This is a genomic window from Desulfovibrio simplex (assembly GCF_055387835.1).
This window is the reverse complement of record NZ_AP042377.1, coordinates 2,162,588-2,179,457: the sequence shown is the minus strand read 5'-3', so window position 1 is coordinate 2,179,457 and position 16,870 is coordinate 2,162,588. Positions and strand designations below refer to the sequence as shown.

The window sequence follows — 16,870 nt, the reverse complement described above, 5'->3', positions numbered from 1 at the left end:
TATATTATATATCCTATAATTATTATAGGTGTACAACTGTTGTTATGTTTTACTGTGGACAAAATTTTTAAATAAAGATAGTAAATAAACAATCACTTTACATATTGATGTCTTTTCAGCTCATACTAAGATGGAAATACATGTCAAACGACCATGTTACTTCCTCCTCTTCGCTCGAAAGGCCGCCTCGTTCCGACAAGTTGCTTGCCGGTCGCTATCAAACGCTTCTTGCTCTCAATAATGCTATCATAGGAGAAACTACACAAGAAGGCCTGTTTCGGGCTCTTTCAAAAGAGTTCAGGCGCATTATTGCGTGTGATCGCTTTAGTATCAGCGTGTATGACCAGGAAGAGGAAAGCCTTGCATGGTTTGCCATGGCCGAGGGGGTTCTGGTTGCGCAGATGGATTTGTGTTCACGTTCGTTGGATATGGCTCCCCTCGCCAAGCAGGTGATTACCACGCGCAAGCCTCTGTTAATTCGTGACATGCGTGAGTACACGCATATTCCCACAGTCAAGCACATGGTCAAGGCAGGCCTTGTTTCATCGATGGCTTTTCCGCTTATTGCCAGAGGCAGAGTTGTGGGCTCTCTAAACGCTTCATTCAAGAAATATCCTGATAATGATGGGCAGCTTTATGAATTTTTAGAAGAAATTTCCCATCAGATTGCTTTGGCCGTTGATAATATGCTTTCGCATAACAAACTTGTGAAGATGAATAGTATTTTGAAGCAACGCAGCGACTACCTGCTTGAAACCTATTTTCATACCGATTCTGTTTTTTCTCATAACTGCGCTGCCATGAAAGAGATCATGAAGCAGGTGCCGCTTCTTATTGATATTGACGACCCGTTGCTTATTACAGGAGAGACAGGCACAGGTAAGGATCATTTAGCTAAGTATATACATAGTTTGAGCGCGCGCCGCGACGCTATGTTTGTGAAGGTGAACTGCCCGGCCTTATCCGCAGGTTTGTTTGAGAGTGAATTGTTCGGGCATGTTAAGGGGGCGTTTACCGGTGCCAACAGTTCCAGAGAAGGCCGTTTTGCCATGGCGGCCGGCGGTACGATCTATCTGGATGAAATAGGTGAACTTTCAAATTCCATGCAGGCAAAATTACTGCATGTTTTGCAGGACCATCGGTTTGAGCGCGTGGGAGACAGCCGTTCCATTGAAGTGAACTTTCGCGTCATTGCAGCTACAAATGTGGATATTCAAAAGGCCATTCGTGAAAAAAGTTTTCGATCTGACCTTTATTATCGCCTGAACACCGTTCATTTACACCTGCCTCCCTTACGGGAGCGCTTGGATGGTCTTGAAGATCTCGCAGTCAATATACTTAGCAAACTGGCACAGGAACGGCGAAAACCGCCCCCCGTGCTTTCCCCCGAGGCTCTGGATGTTATGCGGGCCCACTCCTGGCCAGGTAATTTGCGAGAATTAAGGAATATTCTCAATAGACTGCTTATTATCTACAGCACTCCGGTAATAAGTCGTAAAGACATGGCCGCCCTGCTGGGAACCAGTCACTCCGTGGAATCCGTATCACAGCGGGTTGACCTGGAGCTGGTAGAGCGCGAGCAAATCGCCAAGGCGCTTACAATGGCCAGAGGTGTTGTCGGCGGAAGTCACGGAGCCTGTAAAATACTGGGGTTGGCCAAGTCTACTCTTCAATATAAACTGAAAAAGTACTCCCTGGACCCTGAGGATTTCGCTTGATGCGAAAATGTCCTTATGCGCTGGCGTACACATTTTGAAGCAAGAGCCGGGTGCCCGAAGTGGCGCCAGATGTCCCGGCCGGAAAAAGATAGTTGCGGCACGTTGGCGGCATGACATCTCTGGGCAATCCGAGAAAAGCCGATACTCCGCCTGTCAGACCGGGGCATGAGGGGAGGGGTGCTGTATATTGGCCGATGGTCTGCTTTTCTGTTGTGCCGGGAGCGTTTTCGTTCCCGGCACAACATTTTAAGTGTTTTCTAACTATGCGCTTTCATAAAGTCGGGTCATGATGAATTCACGGTGCCCCAGCGTTTCAGCCGAGGTATTGCGACCATTGCAGGTACGAATGAGCATTTCAAGCAGCATGTCGCCAGCCTGGTCCAAATTGATTTCGCGGCGCAGGATGCCGGAAACGTCCACGTCGATATGCTCGTTCATGGTGCGCACAGTGCGCGGGTTGGCCGAAAGTTTGATCACGGGCAGAACGGGGTTGCCGATGATATTGCCCTGGCCGGTAGGGAAGAAGTGGGCCACAAAGCCTGAAGCGGCACACAAGGTAACCATTTCGGCAGCGGCGGAAGAGGAATCCATGAACCACAGGCCGGGACCAGTGGGGGTCTCGGCTTTGTCGAGGCAGCCGACAATCGGGGCTTTACGGCCAATTTTCTGGACGTTGCCGAGGGCTTTTTCCTCAATGGTGGTCAGGCCGCCCTCAATGTTTCCCTTGGTGGGCTGGGAGTCACAGAGGTCGTCGGTTTTGTGGTCATCCACCACCTTTGCGTAACGGTCAAAGAAGTCCATAAACTTTTTGCGCACGCTTTCATTGGCGCAGCGGGCAGAAACCAGGTGCTCGCCGCCAGTGATTTCAGTGGTTTCGCCGAACAGTGTTGTGGCCCCGGCTTCCCACAGTTTGTCAAAGGCATTGCCCACAGTGGGGTTGGAAGCAATGCCGGAGGTGGTGTCTGACTCGCCGCATTTGCAGGAAACCCACAGTTCGTCAACCGTGCATTCAGTACGCTGCAGTTCACTGGCGTAATGCACGAACTCCTTCGCTTTGAGTGAGGCCGCACGAATGGTCTCCAGATCACCATGCTGCTCAATGCCGAAGCCGACAACAGGTTTGCCAGTTTTGGCAATGCCTTCCACCACGCGGTTGGTCCAAACAGGTTCGATGCCTATAACCACAACCGCGGCAATGTTGGGATTGCAGCCAATGCCAATCAGTGTACGGAAGTGCAGATCCAGATCTTCACCGAACTGCAGGCGGCCGTAGGCGTGGGGCAAGGCCATAGTGCCTTTGATGTTGTTGGCCACAGCTTCGCACGCGGCATTGGAAAGATCATCCAGAGGCAGAATGATTACGTGGTTGCGGATGCCCACACGGCCATTGTCACGGCGATAGCCGAAGAATTTGGTTTGCATTGCCCTACCACCTTTTGGTTTTGACATTGTGAACGTGCAGGTGTTCGCCACGCTTGATAGGTGCCACAACTTTGCCGATGTCAGTATTGTATTTGAATACGGTATCACCAACGGCAAAATCTTTAAGAGCCACCTTGTGGCCAATGGGAATGTCGTTCAGTATTTTAAAGGTTACAGTTTTATTCTCTTGCATGATCCAGCCGGAGCATTCCTGCTCTGCTTTTAAACCTTCGACCACTACAACGCCGACACCGTCAGCTTCTTCATGAATCACAAATTCAATAGACATGGGATTCTCCTTAGAGGGTTAGGGCGGTAGCCCGCCGTAATGTATTTATTTGATCATCAGATGCAGCCCCATTACCGCGATGATCAATAACACCAGACAGCGGAAGGCCTTGAGCGGCATGCGTGTATTAAGACGGTCACCCACAAAGCCGCCTATGACGATAAGGGGTAGCCCGACCAGCAGAACAGGCAGACTGTCCAAGGACAAAATGTCGATGAAGAGATATGAAATAGTCTTCAATGTATTGGTTATAAGGAACATGAAGACAATGGTCCCCACGAATTGTCTTTTGGGCAGGCGTTGTTGCATCAGGTACACAGACCATACTATGCCGCCCGCATGGGCCAGGGTGGTGGCCAGGCCCCCTAAAAAACCTATGCTGATACCAGAGAATTTGCTGCGCAGCCACGCTGATGGTTGCTTGTCTGCGCGAGTGAAAAATGCGCTGCCCAAACTGGTCAGTGCGAAGATTACTGCCATTGCGCCCACAGTTTTGCGGAAAGGAGCGGCCGGGATTATATCAACAAGAAAAGCGCCAATGCCAATTCCAATGATGGCAGCTGGTAAAAGCACTGCGATTTCTCGCGAACTCCATTCCTTGAAATAGCTGCGACAACCAACCATGTCCGAAATCAGCATAGCCGGAGCTCCAAGCCCCAGTGCGAGCTTGGCGGGCAGTACGATGGACATAATCGGCAGCATGAAGATGCCCGCCCCAATGCCAACGCTATTCTTGATGATGGCTGAGCCGAACATTGCGGTGAGGATTATGATCCATTCGAAGGGGGACATAGGTTGCTCGTTTTTTCAAGTTTGCACACAGGGTTAAGGAGTGGGCACCAGGGTATTAATGACCAACCTTGTCGGCGCCTGAGCGGGGTTTCAGCGTCAGAAGAAACAGGGCCGCGCATATGACCGGAATGGCCAGAAACACCTCGCCCGGAAAAGAGTATTTGTGCATCCACTGCAGACCCTTCAGTCCCGTCAGCGCTTGCGGCGAAACCATCATCCAGGATGCGATGCCCAACAAAACTGCTCCGGTAATTTTACGCAGCATCGGAGGCCTCCTTTTCTTTTGCCAGCAGTGAAGCTGGTGGCAATTTTCCGTGGATGTAGCTGTAGAACCTGTCCTGTAAGAAGGCGCCCACAACTCCGTCATCCGTTGTATTGCCCGCTGTGCTGAACATGGGGATGAGACCACTGAACAGGGTCACAAATGTCGTGATGAACAGGCCTTGATCCGGTGCGCCCAGCAAGGCGGCAATAACCGGCGACATGAAATAACCGGCCCCTCCGGGAATGCCCGGCGATTCAAGGCCAAGGATCATGACTGGTGGTATAAGCACCAGTATTTCCATAAACGAAAGTGGGATATCCAGGAGGGTACAGGTGGCGATGGTACAGACGAGTACCGACATAGTGCTGCAGTTTTTATTCAGCACCGTGCCAAAGACGATGGAAACCTCGGCAATGTCTTCGTCAAGTCCCAGATCATTTTCAGCGGAGAGAATGTTGATGGCCAATGTGTCGTAGGAGCCGCCCGTGCCGAAACCAGTGGGGTATACGGTGCCGTAGTAGGAAAGGATTTGCTTCCAGGTTCGCTTGGTAAAAAGTCGTGTGACAGTAATCATCAGCAAAACCCATGAGCAGGTAATAATCATGACCCACAATACGGATTCACCGTACAAAAGCATGCCCTTGCTGCCGAATTTCATCGGGATGCCAATGGACAGGCAGCCTATCATGATAGGGTAGTACCAAAGAAGCTTTTTGAAGAACCACAGAATCCAGTCGCCAAGGGCGATGAAGCCATAGGCGATGGGATGAAGGACCTTGTATTTTGCAGAAGTCCAACCCACGAGCATGGCGCCGAGCAGAGCCTGCAGCAGGGGCTGTTCGGTGAGCACGCTGGCAAATGTATTGCCAATCTGGGCTGCCCAGGCCCCAGCACTGGGCACTTCCACGCCAGGCAGGCTCCATGTGATATTAGTCAGGCCCATAAGCCAGGCTGAAGCGTAACACAGCGAAATGGCGCCCATGCTTATGTATAAAACAAGGATCAAGCCAAACATGCGGCCAGCTTTGTCCTTGTGGAACATAATGAGTTTGGCCATTGCTCCGGCGAGGAGGTTGAAAATAAGCAGTGCGGCGAACGTTACAATTGTTTTTGGGAAGTAGGTGCCACTGACATAGAGCGCATGGATGATTTCATTCTTTGGAAATGCAAAACCCAAAGAAAGCCCTATGACCAGAAATCCAAGAACCCTGTAGGGGAGTGGAATATATATTTTTTGGAGAAAAGTTTTTCCCATAGCACATTCCCTGTCATCATTTAGATGTTGTTTTTTATTAATGCTGTTTATGTCAGCATCTTTCCTCTTTAAGAACTGTTAATGAGAAAGTTTGTCTGTTTTTTCATTTTATTTTACCATTGAAATATCTTTAAAAATTGATGCGCTCCGTTTCGCATGGTTTTGTGCGGTTAAACAATGCCGAGTTTTTCATAAATACTCGGTAAACGGCTTTCTGCTTCTGCCAAAACATCAGCGTATAAATTGCCGCCATGGCTATCCATTGCTACAGTCAATGGGCCAAAGTTTTTTACTCTGAACTGGTACAGAGCTTCAGGGTGAAGAAAGTCCCAATACACATCTTCAACCTCTTCGATCTGTTGTGTCTCGAGAGCGGCAGATCCCCCCACAATGGCCAAATATACAGCGCCATATTTTTGCATTGCATCCAGGCTGCCCTGATACAGCCCTCCTTTGCCAATAATGGCGCGCACCCCGTATTGACCGATGAGGCCAGGAGTAAATCTGTCCATGCGTGTACTTGTTGTGGTACCCACACAAACTTTTTCCCATTTGTCTTTTACCCGTTGCAAACTGGGCGCGGTGTGTATGCAAGGCATGCCTGCAAGACTCACGGGCGGTTCATGCCCCTGATCAAACATGTAAATCTGCGTGAGGTCGCGAATGCCGAAAAGCCGTCCGTCGAAGGTTACGATGTCGCCAATGCGCAGCATGCGGATATCTTCTTCGGAAAAGGGGGAGTTCAGATGATATGTTGCCATGATTGCCTCCGTTAGTATCCGTAGCTGACGGAACCGTAAGGGGTTATGATGGCCCGGGCTCGGCGGGCCGGCCAGCACTGGGTGTTCACGGCAACGGGATTTTGGGTGATGTGCGTGTAGGCTGTTTCAATGTGTACGGCCAGAGTGGAAATATCGCCGCCCAAACCCATAGGACCACGCCCAGTGGCATTTATGGCTTCTTCCAGTTCTTGTTCCAGTTCCGCTATCTTGGGGTCAGGGTGACGCTGGCCCACAGGGCGCAGTATGGCATCCTTGGCCAGTTTGCAGACCAGATCCGCCGTGCCTCCCATGCCCACGCCGATGATGCCGGGCGGGCAGGGGTTGGCGCCGGATTCCATCACGGCGTCGAGTACAAATTTTTTCAGGGCCTTGATGCCGTGAGCTGGGTAAAACATGTGCATCTTGCTCATGTTTTCAGAACCCGACCCTTTTGGAGCCATGAGAATGTCCAGGGTGTCTGTATCGCCAGTGAAGTCGTAGTAAATAACCGGAAGCCCTTCGCCCACAGAGTTTTGCGGATTGATGCGCGTGAGTGTGTGCGTGGAGCTGCCCCGGAAGGGAAATTCCAGCGTGGCCCGCTTGGCCCCCTCGTACAGGCTGTTCTTGATCTCGTTCCCGTTCCAGGCAAAGCGCGAACCTATCTTCACCTTGTAGATAGGCAGGCCCGTATCCTGGCAAATGAGGGTATTGTTCTTGTCCGCCGTCTCGATGGTCCGGAAAATGGTTTCAAACACTGCCCTGGCTGTGGGCTTTGTTTCACGGGCATAAGCTTTGCTAAGAGCTGCACGCACGTCTGGCGGCAGGTTACACAGGGCCCTGATATAGAGTTGTTTGGCCGTCTCTTCCACAATGGAGTAGTCGAAGTTTTTCATACACATCCTGCCTTTTGTTTTTAGGTGAATGCGCCGTCGCGATTATTCGGACTTCTTAAGAATTTCCGCACGGGTTAGGGTTTTCATTGCGTTGTTGCTAAAATCCAGGGCGCGCAGGAAGGAACCCAGGGCCTCCAGATCCTGTTGAGACATGTCGTATTTGGGCATGGTGGAGCTTTTCACAACGCTCAGGGGATTTTTTATGTAGTTGGCAAGGTAGGGCACGCTACGATTCTTGCGGACCATATTGGCCATGTCCGGGCCGGTGCGTATGCCGCCGCGCCCAGCGATCTGATGGCAATAGGAGCATTCTTTTTCATTGTAGATTACAAGGCCGCGCTGCTCGTTCACGGTCAGTTGCCGAGTGGGAACAGGGGTAAATTCTCCATAGGGCTTGATGCCCTCATATGCTGCCCAGGTCAGGTAGACGATGCAGATCACGCCAGCTGTGCCGGCCGCCAGGGCGATAGGGCGGTTTGAAGGCCCATGCAATGGATTCTTGGAGAAAAAGGGTACGGCAAAAAGTACGGCACAGCCCACAATGGGAATACCCAGGCTGCCGATGACCTCCCATGTGCCGGGGAAATAGGTAAGCAGCTGGAACAGCCACATATAGTACCACTCAGGCCGGGGGAGATAGTTTTCAACCAGGGTGCCAGCCACCTCTTCGTGCGGGATAGTGCCGAACATCGCCAAAAGCAGGATGCCGACGAAGACTATGCCGAAAACCAGGGAACTGCGGCTCATATGTTCCGGAAAGAAGCGGTACAAGGCGTGCCGCGCAGGCGCGTCTGCTGAAGGCGAAGGCTGAGGAGAATCACTGGGCGAAGAGGGCAGCCCTTCAGCTTCTTCATTGGATTTCTGCGTGTTATCCTCAGTAATGCCGTGCAGGCGTACCATATAGATGTGGAACACGCTCAGAACGATCAGCAGGGCGGGCAGCATCAGCGTGTGAATTGCGTAGAAACGGGTAAGTGTAAGGCCGGAAACCGTGTCGCCGCCCAACAGAACCTTGGATACGAAGTTGCCTATTATGGGCAAATCCTGCGGCATATGGGCGCTTACGGTTGTGGCCCAGTAAGCCTTCATGTCCCATGGCAGCAGATAGCCGGTGAAGCCCAGCACCAAGGTGATGACAAAGAGTGCGGCACCGGCTATCCAGGTAAATTCCCTCGGTGCCCGATAGGTGCCCGAGAAGAAATTGACCATCATATGAATGAATACCACCGTCACCATAGCGCCTGCCGTCCAGTGATGGATGCCCCGCAGTATGGCGCCGCCGGGAATGTCATTCATTATATATTGGATGGATTGATGTGCCTTGTCGGGCGAAGGGTTGTAGTATACGGCCAGAAAAATGCCGGAAACTGCCAGGACCACAAAAAGCAGAGCGCACAGGGTCCCGAGGGTCGCGGACCAGCCGGTTTTGGGCGGAAGTTCCTTGTACAGGAAGGGCTTGAGGTACTTCTCCCAGCCAAGGCGGTGTTTGAAAAATCCCTTTGCCATATCAGACTACCTCCACCATCAAGTATTCGCCATCCACCTTAGTGTTGAAGCGGTCCAGAGGTCTTGGAGGAGGGCCGTCAAGTACAGCGCCATTCTTGTCGAATGTCCCGCCGTGGCAGGCACAACGGAAGCGGTCTCCCACTGGATCCCATTTCACTATGCAACCCAGGTGTGTGCATGAGGAGTTGAAGCAGATAATTTCAGGTCCAAGAGTGGAAATCAGAACGGGAACAGTTGTGTTGGTCGTATAGGGACCATTTTTGCGGATATAGCTCAGCATCTGCGTCTGTATGGTATTCTTCTGCAAGTCGCCAAGCTTTATGAGGGGAACCCAGCGTTTTTCGGTTTCGATCATGCTGGGAGCGGCAAAGGTCTGCAGGGCAAGGCCGCCCAGAACAGTGGCCGTACCAACGCCAACAGCCCCCATTATGGCGAAGTTCAGGAAGTTCCTTCTACTCATCCCAGCAGGCAGGGGGTCGTCGTGGTCTTTGAAACAGGAGCAGGACTGGGGTTGGGCTTCTGACTGATCGTTGTGTGCATCGCAATCAATGTGCGCGGGTTCCGCTGGATCGGGCAGACGTTTATGCGAGGGCACTTTACCGGAAAGATGCTGGGCGGCCATGCGCTGGATGTACTTGATGGCCCGTGTGCCGCTGATCTGTTTGGGGCAAACTTCGGTGCAATTGAATTCTGTGCGGCAGTGGTAGCAGGATTCCACCGCGCGTTCCAGGCGCTCCTGAAACAGGCCGTCGCGGCTGTCTTTCAAAAGAGTAAAGGCGCGAGTGAGTGGCGCTGGACCGGCATAGTCTCTTTTGAGATGCACCATATCGCAGCTTGAAACGCAGCAACCGCACCAGATGCAGTCTGTATCCATGCCGATGTCCACACGTTCTCGTGAATCGGGCAGGATGACGGCTGGCTCCTTGTACTCCATTTTCGGTTCATAATAGGGCAGCAGTCTCTCAAAGCTATTGAAAAATGGCCCAAGATCCACAACCAGATCCTTGATGATGGGGAAGTGGTTGAGAGGCCGGATGGTGATGACCCATCCCTTGGGGATGTGTGAAACATTGGTTTTACAGGCCAGACCTTCGCGGCCGTTGATAACCATGCCGCACGAGCCGCACATGTTCACGCGACACGCGTAGCGGAAAGCCAGAGTGGGGTCTTGTTCTTTCTGGATTCGCAGCAGTACATCCAGAATAGTCGTTGTGTTTTCGTTTTTGATATCAAGGACATATTCATCAAAATGTCCTTCTCCACCAACCTCGGGGTCGTAGCGGAAAATTTTGACGGTTCTACCGTTCTGTTGTTTGGACATGATGCTCTCCATAGTAGTCGCGCTTGCAGGTGCAATCATTGTGCATATTGCACGGTAATGACGTTAAAAAGTATTGTATTGCCTGCTTACGCGCCCGCTATTGCATTTGTCTGTTGTGAATTTTGAACAATGAGAAGCCAAGGTGCTCAATAAATGGAGAACCAGGTGATGCACAGGACTACAAATCCCAGTCCCGTCAGGCCCCAGACCAAGGCTTTTTGGTACTTGACGCTGACCACGTTGAAATCCAGAAAGATAACCCGCAAGCCGAGCGCGGCGTGAAAAACGACGCAGAGCAATAGGGCGAACTGGATCAGGGGTTTGTAGGTCAGCAGTACGTGCAGGGTAATAAAAATCACAATGGCCAGTGCTGAAACGCGTTGAGCTATCCAGGCCCACATGCCAAGGCGGGCGTTGGCATATCTATAAGGGTCATGGTCGCCGCTTTTCAGGGCAGGACGATAGGTGAGTTGCACATTGGTTCGCATGTGTTCTCCTTTTACTTCCGGTAGGTCTGACATTCCTGGAGGGTCTTGTATGTAAAGTTAACGGGCTTTTGCGCCAGCGTGGGAAAACCGTCTTCTCCGCGTTTCAGATGGATGTTGAACAGTCCGTATTCGTCGTTCTGTTTGGGGAAGTCTTGCCTGAAGTGCGCTCCTCGGGTTTCTTTTCGTTCGAGTGCCGAGGTGGCAACAATCAGGGAGGTGTCCATCATGCTGCGTATGTCCAAAGAGGTTGTGAACTGCATGTTGTATGAGACGCCGCCCTTGACGCACATGCGGTCCATGCGCTGACGGATTTCGCTGAATTCGGCCAGTGCCTCTTCAAGATGGTCGCCCTGGCGGGCCACACCCACCTTGTTCCAGTTGATTTCCTGAATTTCACTGCGCAGTGCAAAAGGGTCTTCACCGTTCTGCCGCCGCAGGGGGGCGGTGAGGTTGTCCATGATTTCTTCCGGCATGCCCACTCGTGTCTTGACGACGGCGCGGTGCTCTTTTTGGGCCAGATACTTGGCCAGAGCTTTGCCTACCTGGCGTCCGTACACACAGGACTCGCCAATACCATTGCCGCCCAGGCGGTTGGCGCCGTGTACGCCGCCAGCGTCTTCGCCAGCTACGAAGAGTTTTTCCAGAGAGGCCTTGCCGTTCTTGTCAATGACAGCGCCGCCCATAAAGAAATGGGCTGTGGGCGAAACGGGCACCACGCCATTGGCGAGGTCATAGCCGAACTGTTGGCAACGTTCGGCCATGCCGGGGAAGTTTTTCAGTACAAAGTCTGCCCCCAGGTGCTTGGCGCAGATGTGTACGCCGCCCTCGGCACAGGGGCGGCCATTGATCATTTCAAGGTAGGAGGAACGGCTGACGACATCGCGGGTGGCTCTTTCTGCCACGTCAGGGGCATAGCGCTGCATGTAGCGTTCACCTTCTCCGTTGAAAAGATGAGCGCCAGCACCGCGTAAGCCTTCTTCAAGCAATGCTCCTGCCACCACGCTGCCAGGCACAATGAGGCCCGTCGGGTGGAACTGGAGCATCTCCATATCTTTCATTTCCACGCCTGCCCGGTAGAGCATGGCAATGCCGTCGGCGCTTTTTTCCGGGCCCGGCGCATGAAAGCGGTATTGGGTGGGGCCTCCGCCTGTGGCGACCAGTGTAGCCGCGGCTTCCACCACTACAAATTCGCCCCGTGGAACGTTGAAGAACAAGGCCCCGGTCACGGTTGTGCCGGCTTCGTCCAACAACAGATCCACTGCCCGGCATTCCTCGAGCACTGGGATTTTACGCTTGATGACTTGCTCGGTGATACGACTTACGATCTCAATGCCAGTGAGATCTCCCTTATGGACTGTGCGATCGAAGGACTGCCCGGCAAAAGCTTTTTGATGGATTGTCCCGTCGGATGAGCGGTCAAAGAAACAGCCAAACTTGGTTTCCAGCTCCTTGACCGTAGGGGTGGCCTGCTCTACCAGGGTCTTGGTCAGCTCCTGGTCATTGATGTACTGACCACCCTTGAGGGAATCCATCAGATGTTTTTCGTGGGAGTCTGCGGAATTGAGAACAACATTGAATCCGCCTTGCACCATGCGACTGCATCCGCCTTTACCTCTGAGGGCTTTGGTCGCGATGAGGATATCAATGTCTGGGTTTTCTTCGGAGGCATACAATGCTCCAAGTTGCGCTGCTGCGCCCATACCAATGATGAGAAGGTCTGTTGTATATTTCTGCACCACTCACCTCTATCTCGCTGCAGGGTTTATACGTTTCCAGTTGACATCGAATGAAGAGATTGTTTCGCTATAAAGCAAGAGCTGTGCCACATGTCTTTTAGCGATTAATATGCTTATTTTATTAAATATAATTTTCATATAGTTGGGGTCGGGCCATATGTTTGGGCCGAATTTTGGGCTCAGGCCCAAAATTCGGCCTGATAGGGAACCAACAGACAGGCAGCTGCAAGGACGCCGTGCAGACTTTAAAGCCGTTGGCAGGAAGCAGGGGACTGGTGTCAGGAGGAAAGTGGGAGGCAGGTGGGCCGCAGCTTGGCTCTGGTCGATAAAACTGATATTGACAAGCTCTTCCTTCCGTTGATAGAAGCACGACTTTAAGTGGGAGCGGGTTGCCCGAATCCGAGTGGGCGGTATCCGTCCAAATGTGCCAGGGCAAACGCCTTTACTTCTTAATGATGTTCGCCCGTGCCTGACCTGTGCAGATGGCTGGCAACGGCGTGAACGCAGAGTTTGTGAGGATGACGTGCCCTTGCTTGACTAGGGAAAAAAGCATATCTTGCCGGGGCATGTGCACGCCGTGCGCATTGAACGTGCTGTCTGTGGCGAGTGACTTGATATAATACCAGGAAAATTCTTGTGAGAATGTCCCTGATTACCCCTCAAAGACGGGGGCAAAGGGCGATTACGAGGCACAGATACAGGTTCCCGGGAAATTTTATAACTGAACGGGAATGCAAGTGAAAATTCTGAGCGGGCTCGACAACACCGCAAAGCGTAACTAGATGTGGAAGCAGGAAGTCCGTGATTGGCTTTTCAGATGCTTTCCTTGAAATCCTGGCTGTGCCAATTGTACGAATCTGCATTGATTCAAGAAAATAGAAAAAAGCTGAATCGCTGGTTCAGCACCATTGGTATGGGGGTTCAAGTCCCCCTCTCGCACCATATCACGTCCACCCATAAAAGGAGCCCCTCGTGGAATATAGCGCTGAAGACATTTCGCCGGTAAGAAAAAAGGTCGTCATCACCACGGAACCCCAGGAAGTCGAAGCCGCCATTATGGGGGCGGTCGCCCTGTACAAAACCTCCGTGCAGGTCGACGGTTTCCGCAAGGGCAAGGTCCCGGCCTCTGTTATTGAACAGCGCTTCCGCGACAAGATTTATGAAGAGGCCCGTCAGGACCTTATCAATGTGCACATCAACGATGTGATGCAGAAGCTCGACATCACGCCGCTTGCCGGCCTTGATGTGGACACGCCCGACACCTTCGAGCGCGGCAAGGGCTTTTCGTACACCATCGAATTTGAAGTTCTGCCCACCTTTGATCTGCCCCCCTACGAAGGTATGGATGTGGAGCAGGAAAAAGTGGTGCTGGACGAAAAAGAAGTGCAGGACGTGCTTGACCGCATCCTGCGCGACCGCGCCGAGCTTGTGCCTGTAGACGGCGCGGGCCCCGCGGTGGACGGCCAGATAGCAACCGTTGACTTTGCCGCCTTTGATAACGGCGAGCCCATTGAAGGCGTCAAGGCCGAAAGTTTTGACCTCGCCCTTGGTGAACGTCAGGCCCTGGAAGACTTTGAAGCCCTGGTCAAGACCGTGAAGTACGGCGAAGAAGGCGAGGGCGAAATCCGTTTCCCCGATGACTTTCTTGCCAAGGATCTGGCCGGCAAGACCGTGACCATGAAGGTCAAGGTGCACGCCATCAAGGAACGCAAGCTGCCCGAACTGAACGACGAGCTTGCCAAGACCCTTGGCCTTGAAAGCGTGGACAAGCTGAAAGAAACCATTGCCAACAGCTATATCCAGAGCCGCACCAATCTGAGCAAGAGCGTGGCGCAGAAAAACCTGCTGGACGCCCTGCTCAAGATGGTGCAATTTGAATTGCCCCCCAGCCTTGTGGAAACCCAGATGAACACCCTGCTGGGCGACATGGCCGCCAGGCTGGAACGTCAGGGCCGTAGCCTGGAAAGCCTTGGCAAGAGCATGGAAGAGCTTCGTAACGAAGCCCGGCCCCAGGCCGATGAGCTGGCCCGCTCTCAGGTTCTGCTGCTTTCCATCGCCAAGAAGGAAGGGCTGGACGTTACCGACCACGAAGTCACCACACAGATTTACCAGCTCGCCATGCGCACGGGTGAAGATTTCAAGTCCCTGCGCGAGCAGTACGAACGCTCGGGCATGATCTTCGTGCTGCGTGACCGCATGCTGGCTGATAAGGCCATGGACCTTGTATACGCCAAGGCCAATGTCAAGGAAGTGGAGCCCAAAGCCCCCGAAGCCGGGGCAGCGGGCGACGCCGCGCCAGGCGCATCCGCCAGCGCTCAGCCCGGCGACAAGGAAGACAAATAAGAATAAGGGAAGGCGGCCCTGAGGCCGCCTTTTGCTTTTTTTGCTGCCCGGGCTCTCCCGTGCTGCCATATCCGGCCCCCGAGGCCATGTAGTGAGGCTCACATGTCGCTAGTTCCTATGGTTATCGAAACCACCGGCCGTTCCGAACGCGCCTATGATATCTACTCGCGCCTGCTCAAGGACCGCATCGTTCTGCTGGGCTCCGAGGTCAACGACACCGTGGCCTCGCTCATCTGCGCGCAGCTGCTTTTCCTTGAATCGCAGGACCCGGAAAAAGAAATCAATCTTTACATCAACTCTCCTGGCGGATCGGTCACTGCCGGTCTCGCCATTTATGACACCATGCGCTTCATTTCAGCGCCTGTTTCCACGGTGTGCATGGGGCGGGCGGCCAGCATGGGCGCCTTCCTTCTGGCCGCGGGCAAGCCTGGCATGCGCTTTGCCCTGCCCAACAGCCAGATCATGATCCATCAGCCTTCGGCGGGCTATCAGGGGCAGGCCACGGATATTGAAATCCATGCCCGCGAGGTGCTCCGCCTCAAGGAACGCCTCAACCGCATGCTTGCCGAACATACCGGCCGCCCCTTCAAGGATATCGTCAAGGCGACCGAACGCGATAACTTTTTGACTCCTGAAGAAGCCAGAGATCTGGGCATCATTGACCGCGTGCTGACTTCGCGCCACGAGATGGCTCAGGAAAAGAGCGAATAATATGGCCAAGAACGACAAACCCACGGTCAGCGAACCTTTGACCTGCTCCTTTTGCGGGCGCAGCGAGCTTGAGGTGCGCAACCTTATCGTGCAGGACGGCGCGAGCATTTGCGACAAGTGCGTCAAAGCCTGCAACGACATCATCGCCCGCGATCAGGTGGAAGGCGCCGAGGGCGACGAGCGTCTGCTGTCGCCGCAGGAAATCAAGGACAGACTTGATCAGTACGTTATCGGGCAGCACGAGGCCAAAAAGATTCTTTCCGTGGCCGTGCACAACCACTACAAACGCGTGTTCTACGCCGACGCCCTGGGCGATGACGGCGTGGAGCTGGAAAAAAGCAATATCCTGCTGGTGGGGCCTTCGGGCAGCGGCAAAACCCTGCTGGCCAAAACCCTGGCCCGCGTGCTGCGCGTGCCCTTTGCCATTGCCGACGCCACAACCCTGACGGAAGCCGGGTATGTGGGTGAAGATGTGGAAAACATTCTGGTGCAGCTTCTCCAGAATGCGGACTACGATCTTGAAGCCGCCAGCAAAGGCATCATCTATGTGGACGAAATCGACAAGATTTCCCGCAAGGGCGACGGCCCGTCCATTACCCGCGACGTGTCGGGCGAGGGCGTGCAGCAGGCCCTGCTGAAGATCATTGAAGGCACCGAGGCCAACATTCCGCCCAAGGGAGGCCGCAAGCACCCGCAGCAGGAATTCATCCGCATGAACACGAGCAACATCCTGTTCATCGTGGGCGGGGCCTTTGTGGGGCTGGACAAGATTGTGGAATCACGCATGAGCGGCGGAGCCATGGGCTTTGGCGCCAAGGTGCGCGCCAGCAAGGACATGCCCCTGAGCGAACTGCTGGACAGGATTCATCCGCAGGATCTGGTCAAGTTCGGCCTTATTCCCGAATTTGTGGGCCGCATACCCATCATCACGCATGTGGATGAACTGGATGAAGCTGATCTCGTACGCATCCTCACTGAGCCCAAAAACGCCCTGGTGCGCCAGTACCAGAAGCTGTTCGGGTTCGAGAACGTGACCCTGCGGTTTACGCCCAACGCCCTCAAGGCCATTGCCGCCAAGGCCATTGAGCGTAAAACCGGCGCGCGCGGGCTGCGCAACGTGATGGAGCGCACCATGCTCGACATCATGTTCAAGCTGCCCTCCATGCCCAACGTGCGTGAATGCCTTATCAATCAGGCCGTCATTGACAAGGGCAAGGAACCTGTACTCCTGTTCGGCGAGGCGGGCGAAAGCCCGGCCGCAAAGAGCGGGCAGGCGCAGGCGAGCGGCAACTCCGCATAAAGTCCGCCTGATCCCGGCCCCTATGTTTAACGGGCGCGTGCTGTCGCACGCCGCCCGGCAGCCAAATCTC

General features: G+C 53.4%; 15 protein-coding genes. 4 read left to right on the top strand and 11 right to left on the bottom strand.

Features of this window, described 5'->3' with window-relative positions; genetic code table 11:
• Nucleotides 1–140: 140 nt before the first annotated feature.
• A complete protein-coding gene (locus tag ACZ5DH_RS08965; RefSeq protein WP_464253975.1) occupies nucleotides 141–1,718 on the top strand; it encodes a sigma-54 interaction domain-containing protein in 1,578 nt (525 codons plus the stop codon).
• A gap of 261 nt (nucleotides 1,719–1,979) precedes the next feature.
• Here ACZ5DH_RS08965 and ACZ5DH_RS08960 read toward each other — a convergent pair whose 3' ends face one another.
• The 11 genes from ACZ5DH_RS08960 to ACZ5DH_RS08910 form a co-directional block, all read right to left on the bottom strand.
• Nucleotides 1,980–3,140, bottom strand: a complete 1,161-nt coding sequence (locus tag ACZ5DH_RS08960; RefSeq protein WP_464253974.1) for a UxaA family hydrolase — start codon at nucleotides 3,138–3,140, stop codon at nucleotides 1,980–1,982.
• Nucleotides 3,141–3,144: 4 nt separating this feature from the next.
• Nucleotides 3,145–3,429 carry a UxaA family hydrolase gene (locus tag ACZ5DH_RS08955; RefSeq protein ID WP_464253973.1) on the bottom strand — a complete coding sequence of 95 codons (285 nt, stop codon included), beginning with the start codon at nucleotides 3,427–3,429 and terminating at the stop codon, nucleotides 3,145–3,147.
• A gap of 45 nt (nucleotides 3,430–3,474) precedes the next feature.
• Nucleotides 3,475–4,221 (bottom strand): sulfite exporter TauE/SafE family protein, encoded by a 747-nt coding sequence (locus ACZ5DH_RS08950; RefSeq protein ID WP_464253972.1) that lies wholly within the window; start codon nucleotides 4,219–4,221, stop codon nucleotides 3,475–3,477.
• A gap of 55 nt (nucleotides 4,222–4,276) precedes the next feature.
• On the bottom strand, nucleotides 4,277–4,486 hold the full coding sequence (locus ACZ5DH_RS08945; RefSeq protein ID WP_464253971.1) for a hypothetical protein: 210 nt from the start codon (nucleotides 4,484–4,486) through the stop codon (nucleotides 4,277–4,279).
• Nucleotides 4,476–5,741: a cation:dicarboxylate symporter family transporter gene (locus ACZ5DH_RS08940; protein ID WP_464253970.1), complete on the bottom strand. Its 1,266-nt coding sequence runs from the start codon at nucleotides 5,739–5,741 to the stop codon at nucleotides 4,476–4,478. Before ACZ5DH_RS08940 ends, ACZ5DH_RS08945 begins: the two co-directional genes overlap by 11 nt.
• Before the next feature lie 170 nt (nucleotides 5,742–5,911).
• The gene (locus ACZ5DH_RS08935; RefSeq protein ID WP_464253969.1) at nucleotides 5,912–6,502 is read right to left on the bottom strand and encodes a FumA C-terminus/TtdB family hydratase beta subunit; all 591 of its coding nucleotides are present in this window, start codon (nucleotides 6,500–6,502) and stop codon (nucleotides 5,912–5,914) included.
• 11 nt (nucleotides 6,503–6,513) lie between these two features.
• Nucleotides 6,514–7,395, bottom strand: a complete 882-nt coding sequence (locus ACZ5DH_RS08930) for a fumarate hydratase (protein ID WP_464253968.1) — start codon at nucleotides 7,393–7,395, stop codon at nucleotides 6,514–6,516.
• A gap of 42 nt (nucleotides 7,396–7,437) precedes the next feature.
• The gene (locus tag ACZ5DH_RS08925) at nucleotides 7,438–8,901 is read right to left on the bottom strand and encodes a cytochrome b N-terminal domain-containing protein (protein WP_464253967.1); all 1,464 of its coding nucleotides are present in this window, start codon (nucleotides 8,899–8,901) and stop codon (nucleotides 7,438–7,440) included.
• A gap of 1 nt (nucleotide 8,902) precedes the next feature.
• Nucleotides 8,903–10,222, bottom strand: a complete 1,320-nt coding sequence (locus ACZ5DH_RS08920) for a 2Fe-2S iron-sulfur cluster-binding protein (RefSeq protein ID WP_464253966.1) — start codon at nucleotides 10,220–10,222, stop codon at nucleotides 8,903–8,905.
• A gap of 146 nt (nucleotides 10,223–10,368) precedes the next feature.
• A complete protein-coding gene (locus tag ACZ5DH_RS08915) occupies nucleotides 10,369–10,710 on the bottom strand; it encodes a succinate dehydrogenase/fumarate reductase transmembrane subunit (RefSeq protein ID WP_464253965.1) in 342 nt (113 codons plus the stop codon).
• Nucleotides 10,711–10,721: 11 nt separating this feature from the next.
• The gene (locus ACZ5DH_RS08910) at nucleotides 10,722–12,446 is read right to left on the bottom strand and encodes an L-aspartate oxidase (RefSeq protein WP_464253964.1); all 1,725 of its coding nucleotides are present in this window, start codon (nucleotides 12,444–12,446) and stop codon (nucleotides 10,722–10,724) included.
• A gap of 972 nt (nucleotides 12,447–13,418) precedes the next feature.
• Between ACZ5DH_RS08910 and tig the strand changes: the two genes are divergently transcribed.
• The 3 genes from tig (at nucleotide 13,419) to clpX (ending at nucleotide 16,800) form a co-directional block, all read left to right on the top strand.
• Nucleotides 13,419–14,789 carry a trigger factor gene (tig, locus tag ACZ5DH_RS08905; RefSeq protein WP_464253963.1) on the top strand — a complete coding sequence of 457 codons (1,371 nt, stop codon included), beginning with the start codon at nucleotides 13,419–13,421 and terminating at the stop codon, nucleotides 14,787–14,789.
• A gap of 102 nt (nucleotides 14,790–14,891) precedes the next feature.
• Entirely contained in the window at nucleotides 14,892–15,500 is a 609-nt protein-coding gene (clpP, locus tag ACZ5DH_RS08900; RefSeq protein WP_179979709.1) for an ATP-dependent Clp endopeptidase proteolytic subunit ClpP, read from the top strand.
• 1 nt (nucleotide 15,501) lies between these two features.
• Nucleotides 15,502–16,800 carry an ATP-dependent Clp protease ATP-binding subunit ClpX gene (clpX, locus tag ACZ5DH_RS08895; protein WP_464253962.1) on the top strand — a complete coding sequence of 433 codons (1,299 nt, stop codon included), beginning with the start codon at nucleotides 15,502–15,504 and terminating at the stop codon, nucleotides 16,798–16,800.
• Nucleotides 16,801–16,870 lie beyond the last annotated feature (70 nt).

Excerpts from the sequence above, each read along its gene's own strand:
- ACZ5DH_RS08965 (WP_464253975.1), top strand. The coding sequence starts at position 141 with ATGTCAAACGACCATGTTACTTCCTCCTCTTCGCTCGAAAGGCCGCCT.
- ACZ5DH_RS08960 (WP_464253974.1), bottom strand. The coding sequence starts at position 3,140 with ATGCAAACCAAATTCTTCGGCTATCGCCGTGACAATGGCCGTGTGGGC.
- ACZ5DH_RS08955 (WP_464253973.1), bottom strand. The coding sequence starts at position 3,429 with ATGTCTATTGAATTTGTGATTCATGAAGAAGCTGACGGTGTCGGCGTT.
- ACZ5DH_RS08950 (WP_464253972.1), bottom strand. The coding sequence starts at position 4,221 with ATGTCCCCCTTCGAATGGATCATAATCCTCACCGCAATGTTCGGCTCA.
- ACZ5DH_RS08945 (WP_464253971.1), bottom strand. The coding sequence starts at position 4,486 with ATGCTGCGTAAAATTACCGGAGCAGTTTTGTTGGGCATCGCATCCTGG.
- ACZ5DH_RS08940 (WP_464253970.1), bottom strand. The coding sequence starts at position 5,741 with ATGGGAAAAACTTTTCTCCAAAAAATATATATTCCACTCCCCTACAGG.
- ACZ5DH_RS08935 (WP_464253969.1), bottom strand. The coding sequence starts at position 6,502 with ATGGCAACATATCATCTGAACTCCCCCTTTTCCGAAGAAGATATCCGC.
- ACZ5DH_RS08930 (WP_464253968.1), bottom strand. The coding sequence starts at position 7,395 with ATGAAAAACTTCGACTACTCCATTGTGGAAGAGACGGCCAAACAACTC.
- ACZ5DH_RS08925 (WP_464253967.1), bottom strand. The coding sequence starts at position 8,901 with ATGGCAAAGGGATTTTTCAAACACCGCCTTGGCTGGGAGAAGTACCTC.
- ACZ5DH_RS08920 (WP_464253966.1), bottom strand. The coding sequence starts at position 10,222 with ATGTCCAAACAACAGAACGGTAGAACCGTCAAAATTTTCCGCTACGAC.
- ACZ5DH_RS08915 (WP_464253965.1), bottom strand. The coding sequence starts at position 10,710 with ATGCGAACCAATGTGCAACTCACCTATCGTCCTGCCCTGAAAAGCGGC.
- clpP (WP_179979709.1), top strand. The coding sequence starts at position 14,892 with ATGTCGCTAGTTCCTATGGTTATCGAAACCACCGGCCGTTCCGAACGC.
- clpX (WP_464253962.1), top strand. The coding sequence starts at position 15,502 with ATGGCCAAGAACGACAAACCCACGGTCAGCGAACCTTTGACCTGCTCC.